This window comes from Corallococcus exiguus, assembly GCF_009909105.1.
Taxonomy (GTDB): Bacteria; Myxococcota; Myxococcia; order Myxococcales; family Myxococcaceae; genus Corallococcus; species Corallococcus exiguus.
Genome location: NZ_JAAAPK010000001.1, coordinates 1,269,058 through 1,285,859, shown reverse-complemented (window position 1 = coordinate 1,285,859; position 16,802 = coordinate 1,269,058). Strand labels below are relative to the sequence as shown.

The following is a 16,802-nucleotide window of genomic DNA, read 5'->3' as shown; positions in this document are numbered from 1 at the left end:
CCTACGGACTAGACGTGGACGCGACGGCCGCGGCCGGCGAGCCCCACGAGGAACAGCACGACCAGTGCGCCCAGGACGGAGAACAGCAGGCCCGTGGGGTGCAGGTCGAACACGCGACCGTCACGGGAGAACAGCGAACCGACGAAGCCACCCACGAACGAACCGGCGATGCCCAGCAGCGTGGTGGCGATGAGCCCCATCGACTGGTTGCCCGGCATGATGGCACGAGCGATCAGACCCGCGACCAGACCAATCACCAGAAACGCGATAATCCCCATGACAACCTCCCTGTGTGGGGGGCTCGCTCTGTGCGACGCCCGTGGACCAGAAAGTGGGTTGCCCCCCCCTGTGGGGCAACCCGCTACCTGATCCACGACATGACGCCTGCCTGCTCTCCTGGCATGGCGCGCGCGTGAGACGGGGAAACGTCAGGGGTCTGGGGTAGACACTCCAACCCATGGCGAAGGCGAAGACGCACTACACCTGTCAGGCCTGCGGCTACCAGACGGCGAAGTGGCTCGGGAAGTGTCCGGACTGCGGGGCCTGGAGCTCGCTCCTGGAGGAGACCGAAGCGAAGGTGGACGACAAGCGCCCGGCGTGGGGCGCGTCCGGGGGCGCCTCCAAGCCGGTGAAGCTGCAGGACGTGACGGCGGAGACGGAGGTGCGCCGCAGGACGGGCATCACGGAGTTCGACCGCGTCCTGGGCGGCGGCGTGGTGGGCGGTTCGCTGGTGCTGTTGGGCGGCGACCCGGGCATCGGCAAGTCCACGCTGCTGCTGGCGGCGCTGGACAAGCTGTCCCGGCACGGGCCGGTGCTCTACGTGTCGGGTGAAGAGAGCCTGCGGCAGACGAAGATGCGCGCGGAGCGCCTGCGGGTGGAGAGTGAGGCCATCCACCTGTTCGCGGAGACGGACGCGGACCGGGTGCTCCAGGCGGCGGAGGCGATGAAGCCGCAGGCGCTGGTGGTGGACTCCATCCAGACCATGTACCTGCCGGAGCTGGGCAACGCGCCGGGCAGCATCACCCAGGTGCGCGAGGTTGCGGGCCGGCTGATGGCGTTCGCCAAGCGCAGCGGGGTGCCCACGTTCCTGGTGGGCCACGTGACGAAGGAAGGCTCCATCGCGGGTCCCCGGGTGCTGGAGCACATGGTGGACACGGTCCTCTACTTCGAGGGCGAGCGCGGCCACCCGTTCCGGCTCCTGCGCGCGCACAAGAACCGCTTCGGCAGCACCAACGAGATTGGCGTCTTCGAGATGAAGGGCGCGGGGCTGGTGGAGGTGGCGGACCCGTCCGCGCTGTTCCTCTCCGAGCGTCCGCAGGGCAAGTCCGGCAGCGTGGTGACGAGCACGCTCAACGGCACGCGGCCGCTGCTGGTGGAGGTGCAGGCGCTGGTGGCGCCCACGGGATACGGCACGGCGAGGCGCACGGCGATTGGCGTGGACGGCAACCGCGTGGCGCTGCTGGCGGCGGTGTTGGAGAAGAAGGAGGAGATTCCGCTGGTGGGCTGCGACCTGTTCGTCAACGTGGCGGGCGGCATGCAGTTGAGCGAACCGGCGTGCGACCTGGCGGTGTGCGCGGCGCTGGTGAGCAGCCTGCAGAACCGGCCGTTGGACGCGAAGACGCTGGTGCTGGGAGAGGTAGGGCTCGCGGGCGAGGTGCGCGCGGTGGGCCAGGTGGAGCCGAGGCTCGCGGAGGCCGCGAAGATGGGCTTCCAGCGGGTGGTGTTGCCGGCCGGCAGCGCGCGGCGCGTGGAGAAGACGAAGCTCCAGGTGGTGGGCGTGGAGACCTTGAGCGAAGCGCTGGCGGCGATGTTCGACTGACGTCTGGGGCGTCAGTGCTTGTGCAGCATCCAGGACACGTCCGGCACGCGCGTGGGTTTCGTGAGGGTGGGCAGGTCGAAGAAGGACTCGCGGCCCAGGGTGGCGATGAGCTGGCCTTCCGCGGCGTCACCTTCCGGGGTCATGGCCTGGGTGGGCAGCTCGTAGGGCTGGACGAGGACGAGTCCGCCGTCGAGTGACTGGCGCTGGGACGCGGGGATGGCGTCCAGGCGCGGGCCAAAGAGGTCCACGAAGGGGGCGCCGAAGACGTTGCGCCAGTAGAGGCCTTCCAGGCCTTCGCTGTAGTCGCGAATGTTGAAGACCAGTGAGGAGCCGAAGCCATCTGCGTTGGGCTCGATCCGGTCGCGCTTGCGCTGCAAATCGTCGTCGAGGCCAGACTGGGCGAGGGGCGAGCCCAACAGGTGCATGATTTCGACGACCTGCCGCAGATGGGCCTCGCGCCACCGGGCCTTTCGGGCTTCCACAATCGATGTGTACCAGCTGAATGAACCGACGAAGGGGTACTCCCCGTGGCGTTCGGGAGAGAAATGGAGGAAGTCACGATCTGTCTTCGCCCCGATGTAGAAGTACTTGGATTCGTCGTAGTAGGCCGCGAGCGCATCCAGGTCGAAAGAACCGGGCTCAAACCGCTCCCGCATCCCGACACCTCCGTAGCGCACGGGCTGGAACCAACGTCCCTCTGTGAAGAACCGGTGGATGAGTTCTCGGATGGTGTTCGTCGGCGGAACACCTGGGAGCAGCGAGATCCGGGTCCTCAAATAACGCTGAGCCATCAACCACCATCAAGGGAAGAATTGGATGTTGGCACGGCCCAGCTGCCTAAGTTCTTCGATTCCATCTTGCAGCGGTCTGGTGAGCCGTGTCGCGCCCTCGGGATGTTTGGCGGAACGGATCCAGAGTTCGATGGAGCCACCATACCGCTTCACATATTCCAGCATGGCTTCCACATTGCCCGTGAGCGCCAGCTCCTTGCGGCCCTTCACCTCGACGAAGTCGTAGGGGCTGCCCCAGACCAGGTCGCCTTTGTGTCCCGCCACGGAGTCCGGGACGAAGCCCTGGGCCTTGCTGCCGGGTGGCGGCACCAGGAGGTCCGTGTTCTTCGGCAGCTTCCGGCGCTGGAGCACGGACTGTTCGAACGCACTGCCCGCGCCCTTGTTCTTGATGACTGTCTGGTAGAGCCGCTCCCACTCCGGATCCACGGCGTAGCTGAAACGCGGATATCTGCCCGGGTGACGGAACTGGTAGTCCACCCACGCCTGCGCCAGGTGCTCCGCGCTGCCCGGCACCAGCCGCGCGCCCTCCGCCGTCGCCCGTGAGCCCACCAGCGCCACGCGCTTGCCCCGGGCCAACACGCGCCCCGCATCCGCGAGCGGCGCCTCCAACCTCTTCGCCAAAGCCCGCAGCTTCTCCACATCCTCTACGGACACGGACTCACCACGCCCCGCCGCGCGCAGCACCTGGCGAAGCTCCTGGGCCTCCAGCGGCGACAGGTGCTGCACCACCCGCTGCAACACCTGCACCTCGCGCAGGCTCCGGCCTGTGAGCAGCGCGACGCGCTCCGCCCCCTGCACGCCTTCCGACAGCAAGCGCCCCGACACCACCGGCAGCGCCACGCTCACCGCGCACAGCAGCCGCTCTCCGTCCGTCAGCGGATATCCCAGGAGGCTCTGCCCCAGCACCACGCCGCCCACGTCCGCCACCTCGCCGGTGACGGGCAGCAGGCCCAGGGCGATCTCCAGCACCACCTCTTCCGGCGGAATGCCCGGAGGCTCGATGGCCGGGTCCCAGACCGGAGGCGCGAAGCGGCCCGCCTCCACCGCGGAGGCAAGAAGGCTGTCGCGCGCCAGCAGGTAGAGCGCCACTTCACTGGGGCTCTTGCGCGGGAAGTCCGGGTCCTCCGTGTGCGTGTAGGCCCAGTCCAGCACCGCCTCCAGCAACGCCTGCTGCGTCTCTTCGTAGAGCGCGCTCTCGGTGAGCAGTCCGTCACTCCCAAGCCGGCGGAAGTGCGCGTCCGCCAGGACCTGACGGCGCGCATCCGCCCAGCGATGGAACTCCTCCAGCTTCGCCTCCGCCCGCGCGGACCGCTTGCCGTCCTCGAGCAGCGCCTGCGCGTGCTTCGCCTTCAGCCGCAGGTACACCTCCAGCGGCTCGTCCTTCGCGAGCTCCTCCTCCGTCCGCGCGGACGCCCAGAGCATCAGGTCATTGAGCGCGGCATGGCCCACCTGACGATCCGTCTCCATCACGGCGGGCTGCTTCAACGCGGCCCGCTTCTGGCGGATGAACGCGAGGTAGCGGCCCAATTCCTCTCCACCCACGGTGCCGTTCGAACCCGCGCCGCCCCAGGCGGTGTCACGCGTGAACGAAGCCGGGGATGCACTGTGATAGCGCCCGTAGCCGTGCATCCCCACCGGCAGGGTCCGGGAGCCCGGCGTCCCGCAGGCCGTGAGCGACAGGACCAGCACCAGCCCCGCGCTGAATCGTCCCAGCCATCCTGTCAGCATGACGCGCCCCCTCAATCACTCATCACATCTACCAGCCGTGTCTGACGTGTTTTGTGAGCCTCTTCCTGACGCGCAGGGGGCCGCGAACCACCCTCACGTCACGGAGCAGAGACAACGAGTTCCGGCGGCAGGTTCCACGGCATGCACCCCACCTCCTCGCGCGGCTCGCGGAACGAGGACTGGCCACGGACGGGGGCATGCCGTTTGATGCGGGGGTGTCAGGAGCACCGCCCGGATGACGCATCGCCCCCATTCCTCCCGTCTGCGGGACGCGCTGGGCTCCCTGTCCGCGCGGCTGCTGCTGGCGTTCCTCCTGCCCACCCTGCTCTTCCTGTCGCTCGCGGGCGCCTCCGTGTACGCGCTGGCCCGCGCGAGCCTGGAGGATGAACTGGGCGCGAGCCTGTCCGCGCTCGCCGCCGCCACCGCCAGCCAGGTCAGCGGCGAACGCATGCTCACCATCGAGCCCGGCGACGACGTGTCCGGCACCCGCACGTGGCGCAACCTGGTGCGCCTGCTGGACGGAGTGCGCACCGCGAGCGGCGTGCGCCGGGTCTACGCCGTGGACGCGCGGGGCCGTGTGCGCGCGGACGCGGGCGGCAGCCTGCCCGTGGGCACGGAGCTCCCGGACCTCGCGCGCGACCGGCTGGAGCTGACGCGCGTCCTCGCCGGCAAGCGCGCCGCCAGCCAGGTGCTCTTCACCGGCTCAGACGGGCTGCTCTACAAGACGGGCTACGCCCCCGTGGTCCAGGACGGCCAGGTGGTGGGCGCCATCGGCGTGGAGGGCAGCGCGGCCTTCTTCGGACCGCTGCGGCGGCTGTGGCGCACCTTCGTCATGGCCAGCGCCGTGGCGCTCGTCGCGCTCGCCATCATCGCCGTCATCACCGCCCGAGGACTGGCCCGGCCACTGCGGCGGTTGATGGACTCCGCACTGAGAATCGGCAGGGGGGACCTGACCACGCCCGTCCCGCCGGAGCCCACCCGCGAAATCGGCGTGCTCGCGCGCGAGCTGGAGGTCATGCGCGGCGCGCTGGAGAGCCGGGACCGCCAACTCAAGCTCATGCTCGCGGGCGTGGCCCACGAAGTGCGCAACCCGCTGGGCGGCATCGCGCTCTTCTCCGGCCTCCTACAGGAAGACCTGCGCGCGGGCGCCCACGCGGACGCGACCAGCCACGTGGACCGCATCCAGCGCGAGGTCGCCTACCTCCAACGCATCGTCGAGGACTTCCTCGCCTTCGCCCGCGAACAGCCGCTGGCGCGCGCGCCCATGGAAGCGCCCGACCTCGTCTCCAACGCGTGCGAGCTGCTCTCCGCGGAGGCGCACAACAAGGGCGTGGCCCTGGACGTGGCCGCCTCGCCCGCGCACCTGGAGGCGGATGGCAGCCTGCTGACCGCCGCGCTCGTGAACCTGGTGAAGAACGCCGTGCAGGCCGCGCCCTCCGGAAGCCACGTGCGGATCCGCGGCGAGCTGCGCGACGGGCGCTATGCCATCGACGTCCAGGACTCGGGCCCGGGCGTGCCCGAAGCCGAGCGCGAGCGCATCTTCGAGCCCTTCTTCACCACCCGCGAGCAGGGCACCGGCCTGGGCCTGCCGCTCGCACGGAAGATCGTCCGCGCCCACGGCGGTGAGCTCTCCCTGCGCTCCACGCCCGGCGAGACCGTCTTCACGCTCACGCTGCCTTGCCCTGCCCCCGGAGCTGTGGCGGCACCGGAGTACTGACGGACTCCGCCTCCTGGACGTCGAACTGCAGCGCCATCTGCCCCACCTCTCCAGAGACGACCTGCAGCGTCCGCGTGGCATCCTGCGTGGAGGACAGCCTGTGCAGGGTGCCGTCCATCAACTGCGACAGGTCCGCGATGGCGGTGGTGATTTGCGAGAAGGCGGCGTTCTGCTGCGTCACCGCGTTGGCGATCTTCCGCGCCGCCTCGGAGCTCTCCTGCGAGTTGTGCGACAGCGCGCGCAGGGACTCGCCGGAGGCGCGCATCTGGTCCAACCCGGCGGCCACCTGACGGCCGCCCTGCTCGCTCATGGACGCCGCGTCGCGGATGCCCTGGCTGATTTCCGCGAGGATGTTGCGGATGCGCCGGGTGGCCTGGACGGACTGGTCCGACAGCCCGCGGAGCTCCTTCGCCACCACCGCGAAGCCCCGCCCCGCCTCGCCCGAGCGCGCCGCCTCGATGGCCGCGTTGACGGCGAGCAGGTGGGACTGGTCCGCCAGGTCCTTCACCGCGCCGGTGATTTCTCCAATCTGCACCGTGCTCTCCGCCAGGAGCGACAGCCGCTGCTGGATGCCAAACACCGCGCTCCGGATGGCCGACAGTCCCTCCAGGCTCAGGACCACCGCGGCCTCGCCCTGCTGCCCCATGGTCTCCGCGCGGCGGGCCACGCGCAGGACCTCCTCCGCGGAGTCCGCCGCGATGCGCGACGCCCGCCGCAGGTCCTCCGACGTCACCTGAGCCTCGTGCAGCGCCGCTGCCTGCCGGGTGAGGCCCTGCTGCTGCTCTTCGTTCGACACGCGCAACTCCGTTCCCGCCTGGCCCAGCCGCTGCGCGGAGGTCTGGAGGAGTCGGGGAAACCTCCGCAGCCGGGACAGCGCTCCGTTCATCCCCGACGCCAGGTCGCCCATCTCGTCCGTGGACACCCAGCGCGGTGAGCGGATCCTCCCGGACGCCAGGCCGGAGATGGCCCCGTGCACCGCGCCCGCGCTCGTCGCCTGCCGCCTCGCCAGCATCCACGTGGTGAAGGCCGGCAGCACGAACACCAGCGCGCCCACCCAGGGCAGCGCGAAGCCCAGGTCCGCGAACAGCGAGCTGCCCACGTCATCCAACCGCGCCGCCGCCTGCGTCGCCCCATCCGCCAGCAGCACCTCCTGCAGGAGGGCTCGCACCGCCAGGAGCTTCACCACCACCACGCACGCACTCAGCACCACCGTGGCGAAGATGGTGGACAGGAACGTGAACGGCAGGAACCACGACTGCCGCGGCCAGAACGGGCCCGAGCCCGCCGGCGCCAGCTCCGGATGCGCATCCTGCTCGCGCAGCGCCCACGGCAGCGCCAGCCGCTCCAGCCCCAGCGCGATGGGGAACGCCACCACCACGCCGAAGCAGAACGCGATGAGCGTGCCCAGTCCCAGCCGGAACCAGTCCTTGCCGAACCACAGACACACCGGGAGGCTGAAGAAGAAGCCGCCCAGCGTCCACGCCGCGCACGTGGTGAAGACCATGGAGCGCCAGGGCAGCTCCAGCACGCGCCGCAGCCGGTCCCCCGGTCCGTCCCCATGGCGACGCCGCAGGGCCCGGCTCGCCAGCCACCGCAGCGTCACGTAGGGGTGCAGCAGCCCGAACACGAGCACGATGAACGGCAGGACCGTGGCGGTGACGAGCAGCCCCTCCTGGCTCGACAGTCCCATCGCCATCGCGATGAGGTAGGCACAGACGATGGAGGGCGGCAGGACCCACCGCAGGAACAACCACATCCCACGCCAGGCCAGCTCCCGGATGTCTTGTGCTTCATTCATGTGCGTACGCCCCCCGTCCGGTCCAGCGGAAGGCCGGACCGGCGTGCATCGCGACTGCGTCGTCACCACCGATGAAACGGCTGCTTCAACCCACGCGGGGGCTCACGCCTCGCAGCAGGACTCGAACACGCGCGCCAGCAACATCAGGGACCGGTGCGCCGCGACCTCCACGCGCACCGGCTCCCCCGCCGTGACGTCCGTGGACAGCTTGATGATCTCCAGCGCCTCGTCCGGGTGCGCGTCGTCGTAGCGGGCATGCGCCCGGAGCCAGCGCAGCGCGTTCGCGTCCACGCGCACGCCGTCCCGGGCATACGCGGTGAAGGGCTCCACCACGGCGCGCGTCCAGACGCCTGTCACTCCCTCGATGGCCCAGTTGGACGCGGCGATGCCCTCCGCCAGGGACCCACCGAGGCACATGGCCAGCAGGTGTTGGTGGAGCGCCCGGACGTCCGGCGTCAGCGGCGTTTCGAAGGCCCTGTGGGCGTCCACGCCCGACGCCTGCATCCAGTCAATCCACCATTCGGCGTGACGGGCCTCCACGCCCAGGTTCTGCAAGAGCCAGCGGCGGATGCTCGCGTCACCCGGGCGTACGCCGTAGGTCGTCTTCGCCAGGGACAGCCCCATGTACTTGGGGAAGTTCTCGACGATGGGGAAGCAGCGCTCCAGGAACCGCTGCCAGGCGCGCAGGGGCGGATGCCGTCCCTCCGCCGTCTCCCGGAACAGCGTGGGCGCGCAGGCCGCGTCCCACGCGGGCTTGAGCGCCCCCAGCATCGTCTCCATCCAGGGAGGGTGTGGCGTGCGCTTCAAGGCGGCGGGCTGATAACGCCGGAAGACCTCCTCCTGTCTCATTGACGAAACAGGAAATCCCTCCACGGCGGTGCCCTGGGACACTGCGACCGGAGACGACATGAGACGTGCTCCTGCTCCCGGGTGGACGACAAGCCGTCATGGCCGCCCCCCTCCACCCTGAGCATCCTCATGCTGACTGGATGTATGTGTTTCATCCAGTCCCCCCTGAAAAATGAAACGAGCCTCAAGTCATATTTTGGTTCAAACCCCGCGAATTCCATTTCGGGGGTTCAGGATTTCAGCCCTTGGACGTTCATTCAATTGACACTCTCAGTCTGTGACCAATCGAGACCCGGGGTAAACAAGTGTCCGGGCCTTGAGCAGCATGCGGCGCAGCGGCGCTTCATCCGCGCGCGTCAGCGCTTCATCCCAGCCCAGCCACTGGATGCCGAACGACTCCGCCGGATCATGCGCAAGTGCCTCCGGGTCTTCCGCCACCACCAGGTAGCGGACATCCAGGTGGCAGTGCTCCGGCTCGTCCTTGCGCGCGGGGATGACGTGCACGTCCACGTCCAGCGGGCGCGGCGCGGTGGGATGCAGGTGCACCTGGCAACCGGTCTCCTCGCGGGCTTCGCGCAGCGCGGTGGCCTCCATGTCGCCTCCGTCCGTGGCCTCCGCGTGGCCCCCGGGCTGCAACCAGCGCTTGAGCTTCGCGTGGTGCAGCATCGCCACCCGTTCGCCCGACGCGTCCACCACCACCACGCTGCCGGTGAAGTGCGCCTCCGCCTGCGAGCGGGAGAAGGGCTCCTTCAGCGACGTGGCGAAGTGGCGCATGCGCGAAAGGTCCTCGCGCTCCTTGTCGTCGGAGGGGGCGTGGCGCGCGAGCAGTTCAATGAGGGCAGCGGAGACGGGAGCCATGCGCCGGATAGACACCCACCCGGCCCGTGACGCCAGCCCTTTCACGGCAGGCCCCACCTCCGCCCCGGCGGGTCCGGTGTAGGGTGGCCTGGCGTGTGCATTCCGCCGCCGTCCCACCGGTGGCACCCCACCCTTCCCTTCCGAGCAGGCGCATGGCCCGCATCCTCGTCATCGACGACCACGACACCCTCCGCGAGGGCATGACCGTCACCCTCACCCGCTCCGGCCACACCGTGTCCGCGGTGAGGAGCGGGGCGGACGGGCTCGCCGCGTACAAGAAGGGCCCCTTCGACCTGGTCGTCACGGACCTGAAGATGGACGGCATGGACGGCATCGCCGTGACGCGCGCGCTCAAGCAGGCGGACCCTGGCGCCGTCGTCATGGTGGTGACGGCGTTCGGCACCATCGAGACCGCCGTGCAGGCCATGCAGGAGGGCGCCTACGACTTCATCACCAAGCCCTTCCCCCCGGACGTGCTGCGCGCCAAGGTGGACAAGGGCCTGGAGCTGTCCGCCACGCGCCGCCAGGTGGAGCGCCTCACCGCCCGCACGGACGCGCACGACGCCGACGCCGCCCTCACCCACCGCGACCTGGTGGGCGACAGCGAGCCCCTGCAGAAGCTGCTCACCCAGGTGCGCAAGGTGGCCGCGAGCGACGCCACCGTACTGGTGCGCGGCGAGAGCGGCACCGGCAAGGAGCTGGTCGCGCGGATGATCCACCAGCGCTCGCCTCGCAAGGACGGCCCCTTCGTCGTGGTGCACTGCGCGGCCCTGGCGGAGACGCTGCTGGAGAGCGAGCTGTTCGGCCACGAGCGCGGCTCGTTCACCGGCGCGGTGAAGCGCAAGCTGGGCCGCTTCGAGCTGGCCGACGGAGGCACCCTCTTCCTGGACGAGATTGGAGAGATTCCCGCCTCCGTGCAGACCAAGCTCCTGCGCGTGCTCCAGGAGAAGGAGCTGCAGCGCGTGGGCGGAGAGGAGACGCTCAAGGTGGACGTGCGCGTGGTGAGCGCCACGCACCGCGACCTCCAGGCGGAGGTGAAGGCGGGCCGCTTCCGCGAGGACCTCTACTACCGGCTGCACATCGTCCCGCTCACCCTGCCGCCCCTGCGCGAGCGCCCCGAGGACCTGCCCGCGCTCGCCCGCCACTTCGTCGCCAAGCACGCGCCCCGGGTCAACCGGAGGGTCACCGGTATCGACGACGCCGCGCTGCACGCGCTCACCCGCCACGCGTGGCCCGGCAACGTGCGCGAGCTGGAGAACGTGATGGAGCAGGCGCTCGTCTTCGCCGAGGGCGAAACGCTCACCCCGCAGGACTTGCCCTCGCACCTGGCCGGCCAGACGCCGCGCATGGACGCGGGGCTGCCCGTGCCCCAGGGCGACCGCCCCCTGCCGGACATCCTGGAGGACCTGGAGCGCCAGCTCATCGCCCGCGCCTACGAGAAGGCCGGCGGCGTGAAGACGGAGACCGCCCGTCTGCTGGGCATCAAGACCTCCGCGCTCTACTACAAGCTGGAGAAGTACGGCTTCCTGCCGCGCGGCGAACGCCCCGAGGAGGCCTCGTAGGCAAAGGAGCGGTGCCCATGCCTGGGGGGCCTCGGAAATCCGTCACCCGCGCCCCGGCCCCATGACTTTCCACCGTCCGGCCCACCCACCCCGTCCCACCCTGCCCGTGCAGGTGCCCGGAACCAGGGCGCTTTCCGTCGGGCCTGGGAACGGGGTAGGAGGAAGGGACTGGCATCCGCCTTGCTGACGGTGTTCCCCCGATGATGTTGCGTGCCCTCCCCCTCCTCCTGTGCCTGTTCGTGGCCGCTCCCGCCGGGGCGGCGTCTGGCCTGGAGCAGGCGCGCGCGAAGGCCCAGTCAGCGCGAACGGAGGCACGCACCCTGCGCACCCGGCAGCAGGGGCTGCGCGACGAGCTCAACGGCGTGGCCGCGCGCATCGAAGCGCTCAAGGCCCAGCGCCAGGGGAAGCTCACGGCGGGCGGAGAGCTGGAGTCCGCGCTGCGCCGTTCGCAGGAGCTGAGCGGAGAGCTGACGGGGCTGGCGCAGTCGGTGTCCGGCGCGGACGGCGAGGTGGAGCGCGCGCACCTGGCGCTGCACGGCGCGCTGTCCCAGGAGCTGACGCGGCTGCGCGCATCATGGGACGCGACGACGGACCGGACGGAGCGGGCGCGGCTGGTGGAGCAGATGCGGTCCGTGCGCGGCGAACGCGAGGCCGTGCGCGCGGCGCTGCCCGCCTCCCAGGTGCCGGCGCTGGATGGCGCGGCGCGCGGGGATGATCCGGAGGATCTGCTCGCTCAGGCGGACGCGCTGCGCGACTCCCAGGACAAGGTGCGCCAGCGGCTCCAGGCCCTGAAGGCACGCATCACCGAGGTGCGCGAGGAGCGCGACCTGGACCGCCGCATGAACGACTTCCTGGGCGAGGAGTCCATGTTCGACGACCAGGACCGCCGCTTGCGCCTGCGCTCGATGGGCAACCAGGGCCTGCAGGTGGCCCCCACCCAGCGGGGCGGCCGGCAGCCGGAGGTGATCCCGGGCGACTCGATGGTGGAGACGCCGGACTACGCGAGCGACCCGACCAAGGGTCCGGGCGTTGGGGGCAATCCCACCGCGGGCGGTCCGTCCCTGTCCGCCACCGCCAGCGACCGGCGGCCCCAGGTGGACCCGGTGCGCGCCCAGGCGCTGGCCGCGGGTGGTCTGGAGGATCTCTCCTCGCTGGAGCAGGAGGCCGCGCGGCTGGAGTCCCTGGCGAGCGAGCTGGACGGGCGCGCGGGCTCGCTGGAGCGCCGCGCGAAGACGCTGGCCCCCTGAAGCAGCGACGGGTGGCCGCTACAGCAGGCCGCCCTCCACCTCCAGCACCACCGTGGCCTGCACGCGCACCTCGCGCTCCGGCAGGCGCCCCGTGCCGCGCAGGATGATGGCCATGCTGGGCGCGGCCACGTAGGGCCTCAAGTCCACGCTGCCGTCCGTGTTCAACCCCACCGTGGGGTTGGGCGGGTTCAGGCCCAGGCCCGCGATGCCGTCCCGGGCCGCGAAGCGCGACTCGGAGTTGCCCGCGCGGGCCACGGCCTCCATCGAGTCCAGGAAGCCGAAGTCCTGATCGTTCGGGCTCAGGACCTTGAGCCTCATCGACGTCACCTGCACGCGCGTCACCTCGTCCTTGGTGACGTCGCGGTTCTTGAAGTCCTGGTTCTCGTTGAAGTCCAGCGAGGAGAAGCTGCTGATGGAGGGAAAGGCATTGAGGAGCGTGGAGGTGCCAGCGGGGTTCGCGGGCACCGTCGCCTCGCCCTGGACCTCCGTGGTGAAGGACGCCGGGGAACAGGCGACGAGCCCCAGACCGGCCACCGCCGCGAGGAAGGACGCGTAAGACATGGCCGCAATGTACCGGGCGGCCGGGTGCGCCGTCACCGACCGCGGGCACACCCCGGGTGTCCCGGGGACGACGCGGCCGTACGGGGCACTTGCGAGCGTGGGGATGCCAGCGGGCCGGAGTATGGTGCGCGCGTCTTGGACCGTCGCCTCCTCCCGCTCCTCCTGGCCCTCAGCCTCCCCTGGGGCGGAGGTGCGCGCGCGGCCGAGTGGCAGGGCTCGCTCCGGGGCACCGGCCGGCTGCTCGTGGACAGCAACGCCCCGCGCGACTTCTCCGACGGCGCGACGCCCGGCCCCGGCTCGGACCTGGCCATGAGCGTGCTGGGCGTGGCGGAGGGACGGGGCACCGGCGAGCGGGCCCAGGTGGTGGGCCGGTACGAGTTGGGCGCGCGCAAGTACCTGGACTACGACAACGAGGACACGCTGGTGCAGGCGGGCGCGCTGGAGGGCTCGCTCGCCCTGGGCACCGAGTGGGGCGTGGGCGCGGAAGGCCACGCCAAGGACCGGCGGGGCGGCAGCCGCGCGTACTCGGACCTGGGCACCAGCCTCTTCGCCGAGTACGCCCCGGACGTGCGCCTGGCCCTGCGCGTGCGCCTGGGCGCCCGCCGCTTCGTGTACCGCCCGGACCACACGGCCGACTTCGGCGGCCCGGAGGTGGGCGTCCTGGGCCGCTACCGGTTGGGCCCGCGCCACACCCTGAGTGTGTTTGGCGAATGGGGTTCGCGCCGCTACGGCCCCTTCGCCCGGCCCTTCCCGGGCGTCACCTCATCCCCCGTGCGGCGGCAGGACGGCGCGCTGGTGGCGGGGGCGGGCTACACGTACCGGGGGCCGGTGAAGCTGTCGCTCAGCTATGCCTTCCAGGAGGTCAGCTCCAACAGCTTCGGTGAGACGGCCATGCGCCACCGGCTCGTCGGCAGCGCCGGGGTGCGGCTGCCGTGGCGGGTGACGCTCCTGGCGCAGGGGACGCTGGGCCTGGCGCGCTACCCGGACGGCATCTTCCTGTCGCCGGAGATCATCCTGGTGGAGGAGGACGAGGGGCAGAACTCGCTGTCCCTCAAGCTGGCCCGGCCCGTCTCCGCCCGCGTGGACATGGAGGTGTCCTGGGGCCTCTGGAGCACGCGCCTGCCGCGCAATGACTTGCGATACACGCGCCAGGTGTTCGGCGTGGGCTTCACCTGGCGGGACCAGGACTAGGAGCCCAGGCTCTGGAGCACCGTCAGTCCAGGTCGGCGATGCGCTCGTCGATTTCCTCGGCCAGGCTGGGGTGCTGCTGGGCGAGCGCGTGGTCCCGGGCGGTGGTGAGCACCTGCTTCGCCTTGTCCGTCTGGCCAGCCCCCGCGTAGGCATCCCCCAGGGAGACGAGGGCGGCGGCGTACTTCGGGTCCAGGCGGACCGCGGACTCCAGGCTCTGGATGGCGCTGTCGTATTCCTTGCGTTCCAGGTGGAGCTTCCCCAGGGAGAACCAGGCCATGGGGGCGTCGGGGAACTGGGCCACCATCTTCTTGAACTGCTCCAGGCGGGCGTCGCTCATGGACGGAACCCATTAGAGGAGCGCTGGAAGCTTGCCAAGGGTGCGATAGGGTATCCGCCACATGGCCACGAAGAAGAAGACCCCTGCATCCAAGAAGGCGAAGGCGAAGAGCACGACCCGGGCTCCGGCCCGCAAGAAGACGGCCGCCAAGAAGGCGAAGCCGGGCGTGCGTCCGCCCCCGCGCAAGAAGACCGCCGCCGCGCGCAAGAAGGCGCCGAAGCCCGCCCCCCCGCCGCCGTTGCCCAAGCCCGCGGACAACCCCAAGGCGCGTGAGCTGGCGCGCCGCATCGGCGACCTGCTGCTGGACAAGAAGGCCACGGACGTCGTCATCCTCGACATGCGCGGGATGACGTCCTACGCGGACTACATCGTCATCGCCTCCGGCGAGAGCGACCGTCAGGTGAGCGCCATGGCGGAGAACGTCCAGGTGCAGCTCAAGCAGGCGCAGCAGCCCCTGCGCCCCATCAGCACGGAAGGCCTGGAGACGGGCCAGTGGGTGCTCTTGGACTACGACGACGTCGTGGCCCACCTGTTCAACGGCGAGGTGCGCGCCTTCTACGACCTGGACGGGCTGTGGGCGGACGCGCCCCGGGTGAAGCTGTCCTAGTCCCGTGAAGGTCCGCCTCCTCTCCATCGGCAAGGACCGCTCCGGGTTGTTCGAGCCCGCCGTGCAGGAGTACGCGCGGCGGCTCGAGCACTACACGCGCTTCGAGCTCTTGGAGCTGACCGAAGCGTCGGGCCGCAAGCTCAAGCCCGGCGAGGCGAAGTCCGCGGAGGCCGCCGCCATCCTCGGCAAGCGCAAGCCGCAGGACTGGATCGTGGCGCTGGACGAGCGCGGCACCCTGCTGGATTCGGTGGAGCTTGCCCGCTACGTCGCCAAGGCGCAGACGGGCTCGAAGGACCTGCTCTTCGTCATCGGCGGGGACGAGGGCCTGGACGACTCGGTGCGCGGCGCGGCGCATCAGGTGATTTCGCTGTCGCGGATGACGCTGCCCCACCGGCTGGCGCGGGTGGTGCTCATCGAGCAGCTCTACCGCGCGTTCACCATCCTGAAGGGCGAGCCCTACCACAAGTAGGCGGCCGGGCGGCCCGCCCCGAGGTGCTGGGGGCCTGGGCGTCAGGGCGCGTGAAGGGGCTGCGTCGGAGCGGCCATCATGAACACGCCCTCTTCTGAAACCTCCACGGCCGCCACCGTGCGCATCATCGCCTCGCCCCAGTCCTGGGTGGAGGGCGAGGCCGTCCGCCAATTGGAGGCCGTGTCGCGCCTGCCCGGGATGAGACTCGCGGTGGGCCTGCCGGACCTGCATCCCGGCAAGGGCGCTCCGGTGGGCGCGGCCTTCGAGTCCGAGGGCTTCCTCTATCCCTATCTCGTGGGCAGCGACATCGGCTGTGGCATGGGGTTGTGGGACGTGGACCTGCTGACGCGCAAGGCGAAGGCGGAGCGGTGGGCGGCGAAGTTGGACCTGGAAGGGCCGTGGGTGGGGGACACGAAGGCGGTGCTCGAGGAGCACGGCGCGCGCGGCATGGGCTTCGAGTCGGCGCTGGGCACGGTGGGCGGCGGCAACCACTTCGCGGAGGTGCAGCGGGTGGAGGAGGTGCACGACACGCGCGTCTTCGAGGCGCTGGGCCTGCGGGAGGAGCGGTTGCTGTTGCTCGTGCACTCGGGGTCGCGCGGGCTGGGGGAGGCCATCCTGCGCAAGCATGTCGACCGGCACGCGGCGGGCGGACTGGCGGCGGATTCGGACGAGGCGCGCGAATACCTCAAGCGACATGACGGCGCGGTGCTGTGGGCGAAGGCGAACCGGGCACTGGTGGCGCAGCGGACGTTGGATGGGATTGGGGCGACGGGGCGGCGGGTGTTGGACGTGTGCCACAACAGCGTGACCGCGCGGCATGCGGACGGACGCGTGGGGTGGTTGCACCGCAAGGGCGCGGCGCCGTGGGACGAGGGTCCGGTGGTGATTCCCGGCAGCCGCGGAGCCCTGAGCTATCTGGTGTTACCGGTGGGCACGGGCGAGCAGAGCGCGTACAGCCTCGCGCACGGCGCGGGACGCAAGTGGACGCGTACGGCGGCGCGGGAGCGGCTGAAGGAGCGCTTCACGGCGGAGTCGCTGACGCGCACGTCCTTCAAGAGCCACGTGGTGTGCGAGGACCGGGACCTGCTCTTCGAGGAGGCGCCGCCGGCATACAAAGCCATCGACCGCGTGGTGACGGACCTGGTGGAGGCGGGGCTGGTGAGGGTGGTGGCGACGCTGGCGCCAGTGCTCACGTACAAGACGCGAGGCCGCACGGCGGAGTGAGCGGCACGGGGCTCGCACGAGGGGCACGGGATGCGCTGCCCCTG

At 70.6% G+C, this 16,802-nt stretch carries 16 protein-coding genes; 8 read left to right on the top strand and 8 right to left on the bottom strand.

Features of this window, described 5'->3' with window-relative positions; all coding sequences use genetic code 11:
• Window positions 1-8: 8 nt before the first annotated feature.
• Window positions 9-278 carry a GlsB/YeaQ/YmgE family stress response membrane protein gene (locus tag GTZ93_RS05270; protein ID WP_120561896.1) on the bottom strand — a complete coding sequence of 90 codons (270 nt, stop codon included), beginning with the start codon at window positions 276-278 and terminating at the stop codon, window positions 9-11.
• 179 nt (window positions 279-457) lie between these two features.
• Between GTZ93_RS05270 and radA the strand changes: the two genes are divergently transcribed.
• The gene (gene radA, locus GTZ93_RS05265) at window positions 458-1,819 is read left to right on the top strand and encodes a DNA repair protein RadA (RefSeq protein ID WP_139919340.1); all 1,362 of its coding nucleotides are present in this window, start codon (window positions 458-460) and stop codon (window positions 1,817-1,819) included.
• An 11-nt stretch (window positions 1,820-1,830) separates the two neighbouring features.
• On the opposite strand, the gene GTZ93_RS05260 is transcribed toward radA, so the two are convergent.
• Together GTZ93_RS05260 and GTZ93_RS05255 are read right to left on the bottom strand one after the other, a co-directional pair.
• The gene (locus GTZ93_RS05260; RefSeq protein WP_161662659.1) at window positions 1,831-2,610 is read right to left on the bottom strand and encodes a hypothetical protein; all 780 of its coding nucleotides are present in this window, start codon (window positions 2,608-2,610) and stop codon (window positions 1,831-1,833) included.
• 9 nt (window positions 2,611-2,619) lie between these two features.
• The gene (locus tag GTZ93_RS05255; RefSeq protein ID WP_139919338.1) at window positions 2,620-4,338 is read right to left on the bottom strand and encodes a hypothetical protein; all 1,719 of its coding nucleotides are present in this window, start codon (window positions 4,336-4,338) and stop codon (window positions 2,620-2,622) included.
• A gap of 235 nt (window positions 4,339-4,573) precedes the next feature.
• Between GTZ93_RS05255 and GTZ93_RS05250 the strand changes: the two genes are divergently transcribed.
• Complete coding sequence (locus tag GTZ93_RS05250) at window positions 4,574-6,055, top strand: sensor histidine kinase (RefSeq protein ID WP_139919337.1); 1,482 nt, start codon at window positions 4,574-4,576, stop codon at window positions 6,053-6,055.
• Here the strand turns inward: GTZ93_RS05250 and GTZ93_RS05245 are convergent.
• The 3 genes from GTZ93_RS05245 to GTZ93_RS05235 form a co-directional block, all read right to left on the bottom strand.
• Window positions 6,006-7,853: a methyl-accepting chemotaxis protein gene (locus tag GTZ93_RS05245; protein WP_139919336.1), complete on the bottom strand. Its 1,848-nt coding sequence runs from the start codon at window positions 7,851-7,853 to the stop codon at window positions 6,006-6,008. The genes GTZ93_RS05250 and GTZ93_RS05245 overlap by 50 nt on opposite strands.
• 102 nt (window positions 7,854-7,955) lie before the next feature.
• On the bottom strand, window positions 7,956-8,762 hold the full coding sequence (locus GTZ93_RS05240; protein ID WP_139919335.1) for a TenA family transcriptional regulator: 807 nt from the start codon (window positions 8,760-8,762) through the stop codon (window positions 7,956-7,958).
• Window positions 8,763-8,972: 210 nt separating this feature from the next.
• Window positions 8,973-9,560 (bottom strand): NUDIX hydrolase, encoded by a 588-nt coding sequence (locus GTZ93_RS05235; protein WP_139919334.1) that lies wholly within the window; start codon window positions 9,558-9,560, stop codon window positions 8,973-8,975.
• Window positions 9,561-9,712: 152 nt separating this feature from the next.
• On the opposite strand from GTZ93_RS05235, the gene GTZ93_RS05230 reads away from it, so the two are divergent.
• Complete coding sequence (locus GTZ93_RS05230) at window positions 9,713-11,122, top strand: sigma-54-dependent transcriptional regulator (protein ID WP_139919333.1); 1,410 nt, start codon at window positions 9,713-9,715, stop codon at window positions 11,120-11,122.
• Window positions 11,123-11,322: 200 nt separating this feature from the next.
• On the top strand, window positions 11,323-12,369 hold the full coding sequence (locus GTZ93_RS05225) for a coiled-coil domain-containing protein (RefSeq protein ID WP_139922934.1): 1,047 nt from the start codon (window positions 11,323-11,325) through the stop codon (window positions 12,367-12,369).
• An 18-nt stretch (window positions 12,370-12,387) separates the two neighbouring features.
• On the opposite strand, the gene GTZ93_RS05220 is transcribed toward GTZ93_RS05225, so the two are convergent.
• A complete protein-coding gene (locus GTZ93_RS05220) occupies window positions 12,388-12,930 on the bottom strand; it encodes a hypothetical protein (RefSeq protein WP_167547812.1) in 543 nt (180 codons plus the stop codon).
• A gap of 135 nt (window positions 12,931-13,065) precedes the next feature.
• Between GTZ93_RS05220 and GTZ93_RS05215 the strand changes: the two genes are divergently transcribed.
• Complete coding sequence (locus GTZ93_RS05215) at window positions 13,066-14,121, top strand: hypothetical protein (protein WP_139922935.1); 1,056 nt, start codon at window positions 13,066-13,068, stop codon at window positions 14,119-14,121.
• Window positions 14,122-14,143: 22 nt separating this feature from the next.
• On the opposite strand, the gene GTZ93_RS05210 is transcribed toward GTZ93_RS05215, so the two are convergent.
• A complete protein-coding gene (locus GTZ93_RS05210) occupies window positions 14,144-14,458 on the bottom strand; it encodes a tetratricopeptide repeat protein (RefSeq protein ID WP_120581195.1) in 315 nt (104 codons plus the stop codon).
• 61 nt (window positions 14,459-14,519) lie between these two features.
• Here GTZ93_RS05210 and rsfS point away from each other — a divergent pair, with 61 nt between their 5' ends.
• The 3 genes from rsfS (at window position 14,520) to GTZ93_RS05195 (ending at window position 16,758) form a co-directional block, all read left to right on the top strand.
• Entirely contained in the window at window positions 14,520-15,065 is a 546-nt protein-coding gene (rsfS, locus tag GTZ93_RS05205; RefSeq protein WP_186820043.1) for a ribosome silencing factor, read from the top strand.
• A 4-nt stretch (window positions 15,066-15,069) separates the two neighbouring features.
• On the top strand, window positions 15,070-15,534 hold the full coding sequence (locus GTZ93_RS05200; protein ID WP_139922937.1) for a 23S rRNA (pseudouridine(1915)-N(3))-methyltransferase RlmH: 465 nt from the start codon (window positions 15,070-15,072) through the stop codon (window positions 15,532-15,534).
• A 78-nt stretch (window positions 15,535-15,612) separates the two neighbouring features.
• Entirely contained in the window at window positions 15,613-16,758 is a 1,146-nt protein-coding gene (locus tag GTZ93_RS05195; protein ID WP_139922939.1) for an RNA ligase RtcB family protein, read from the top strand.
• Window positions 16,759-16,802: the final 44 nt, after the last annotated feature.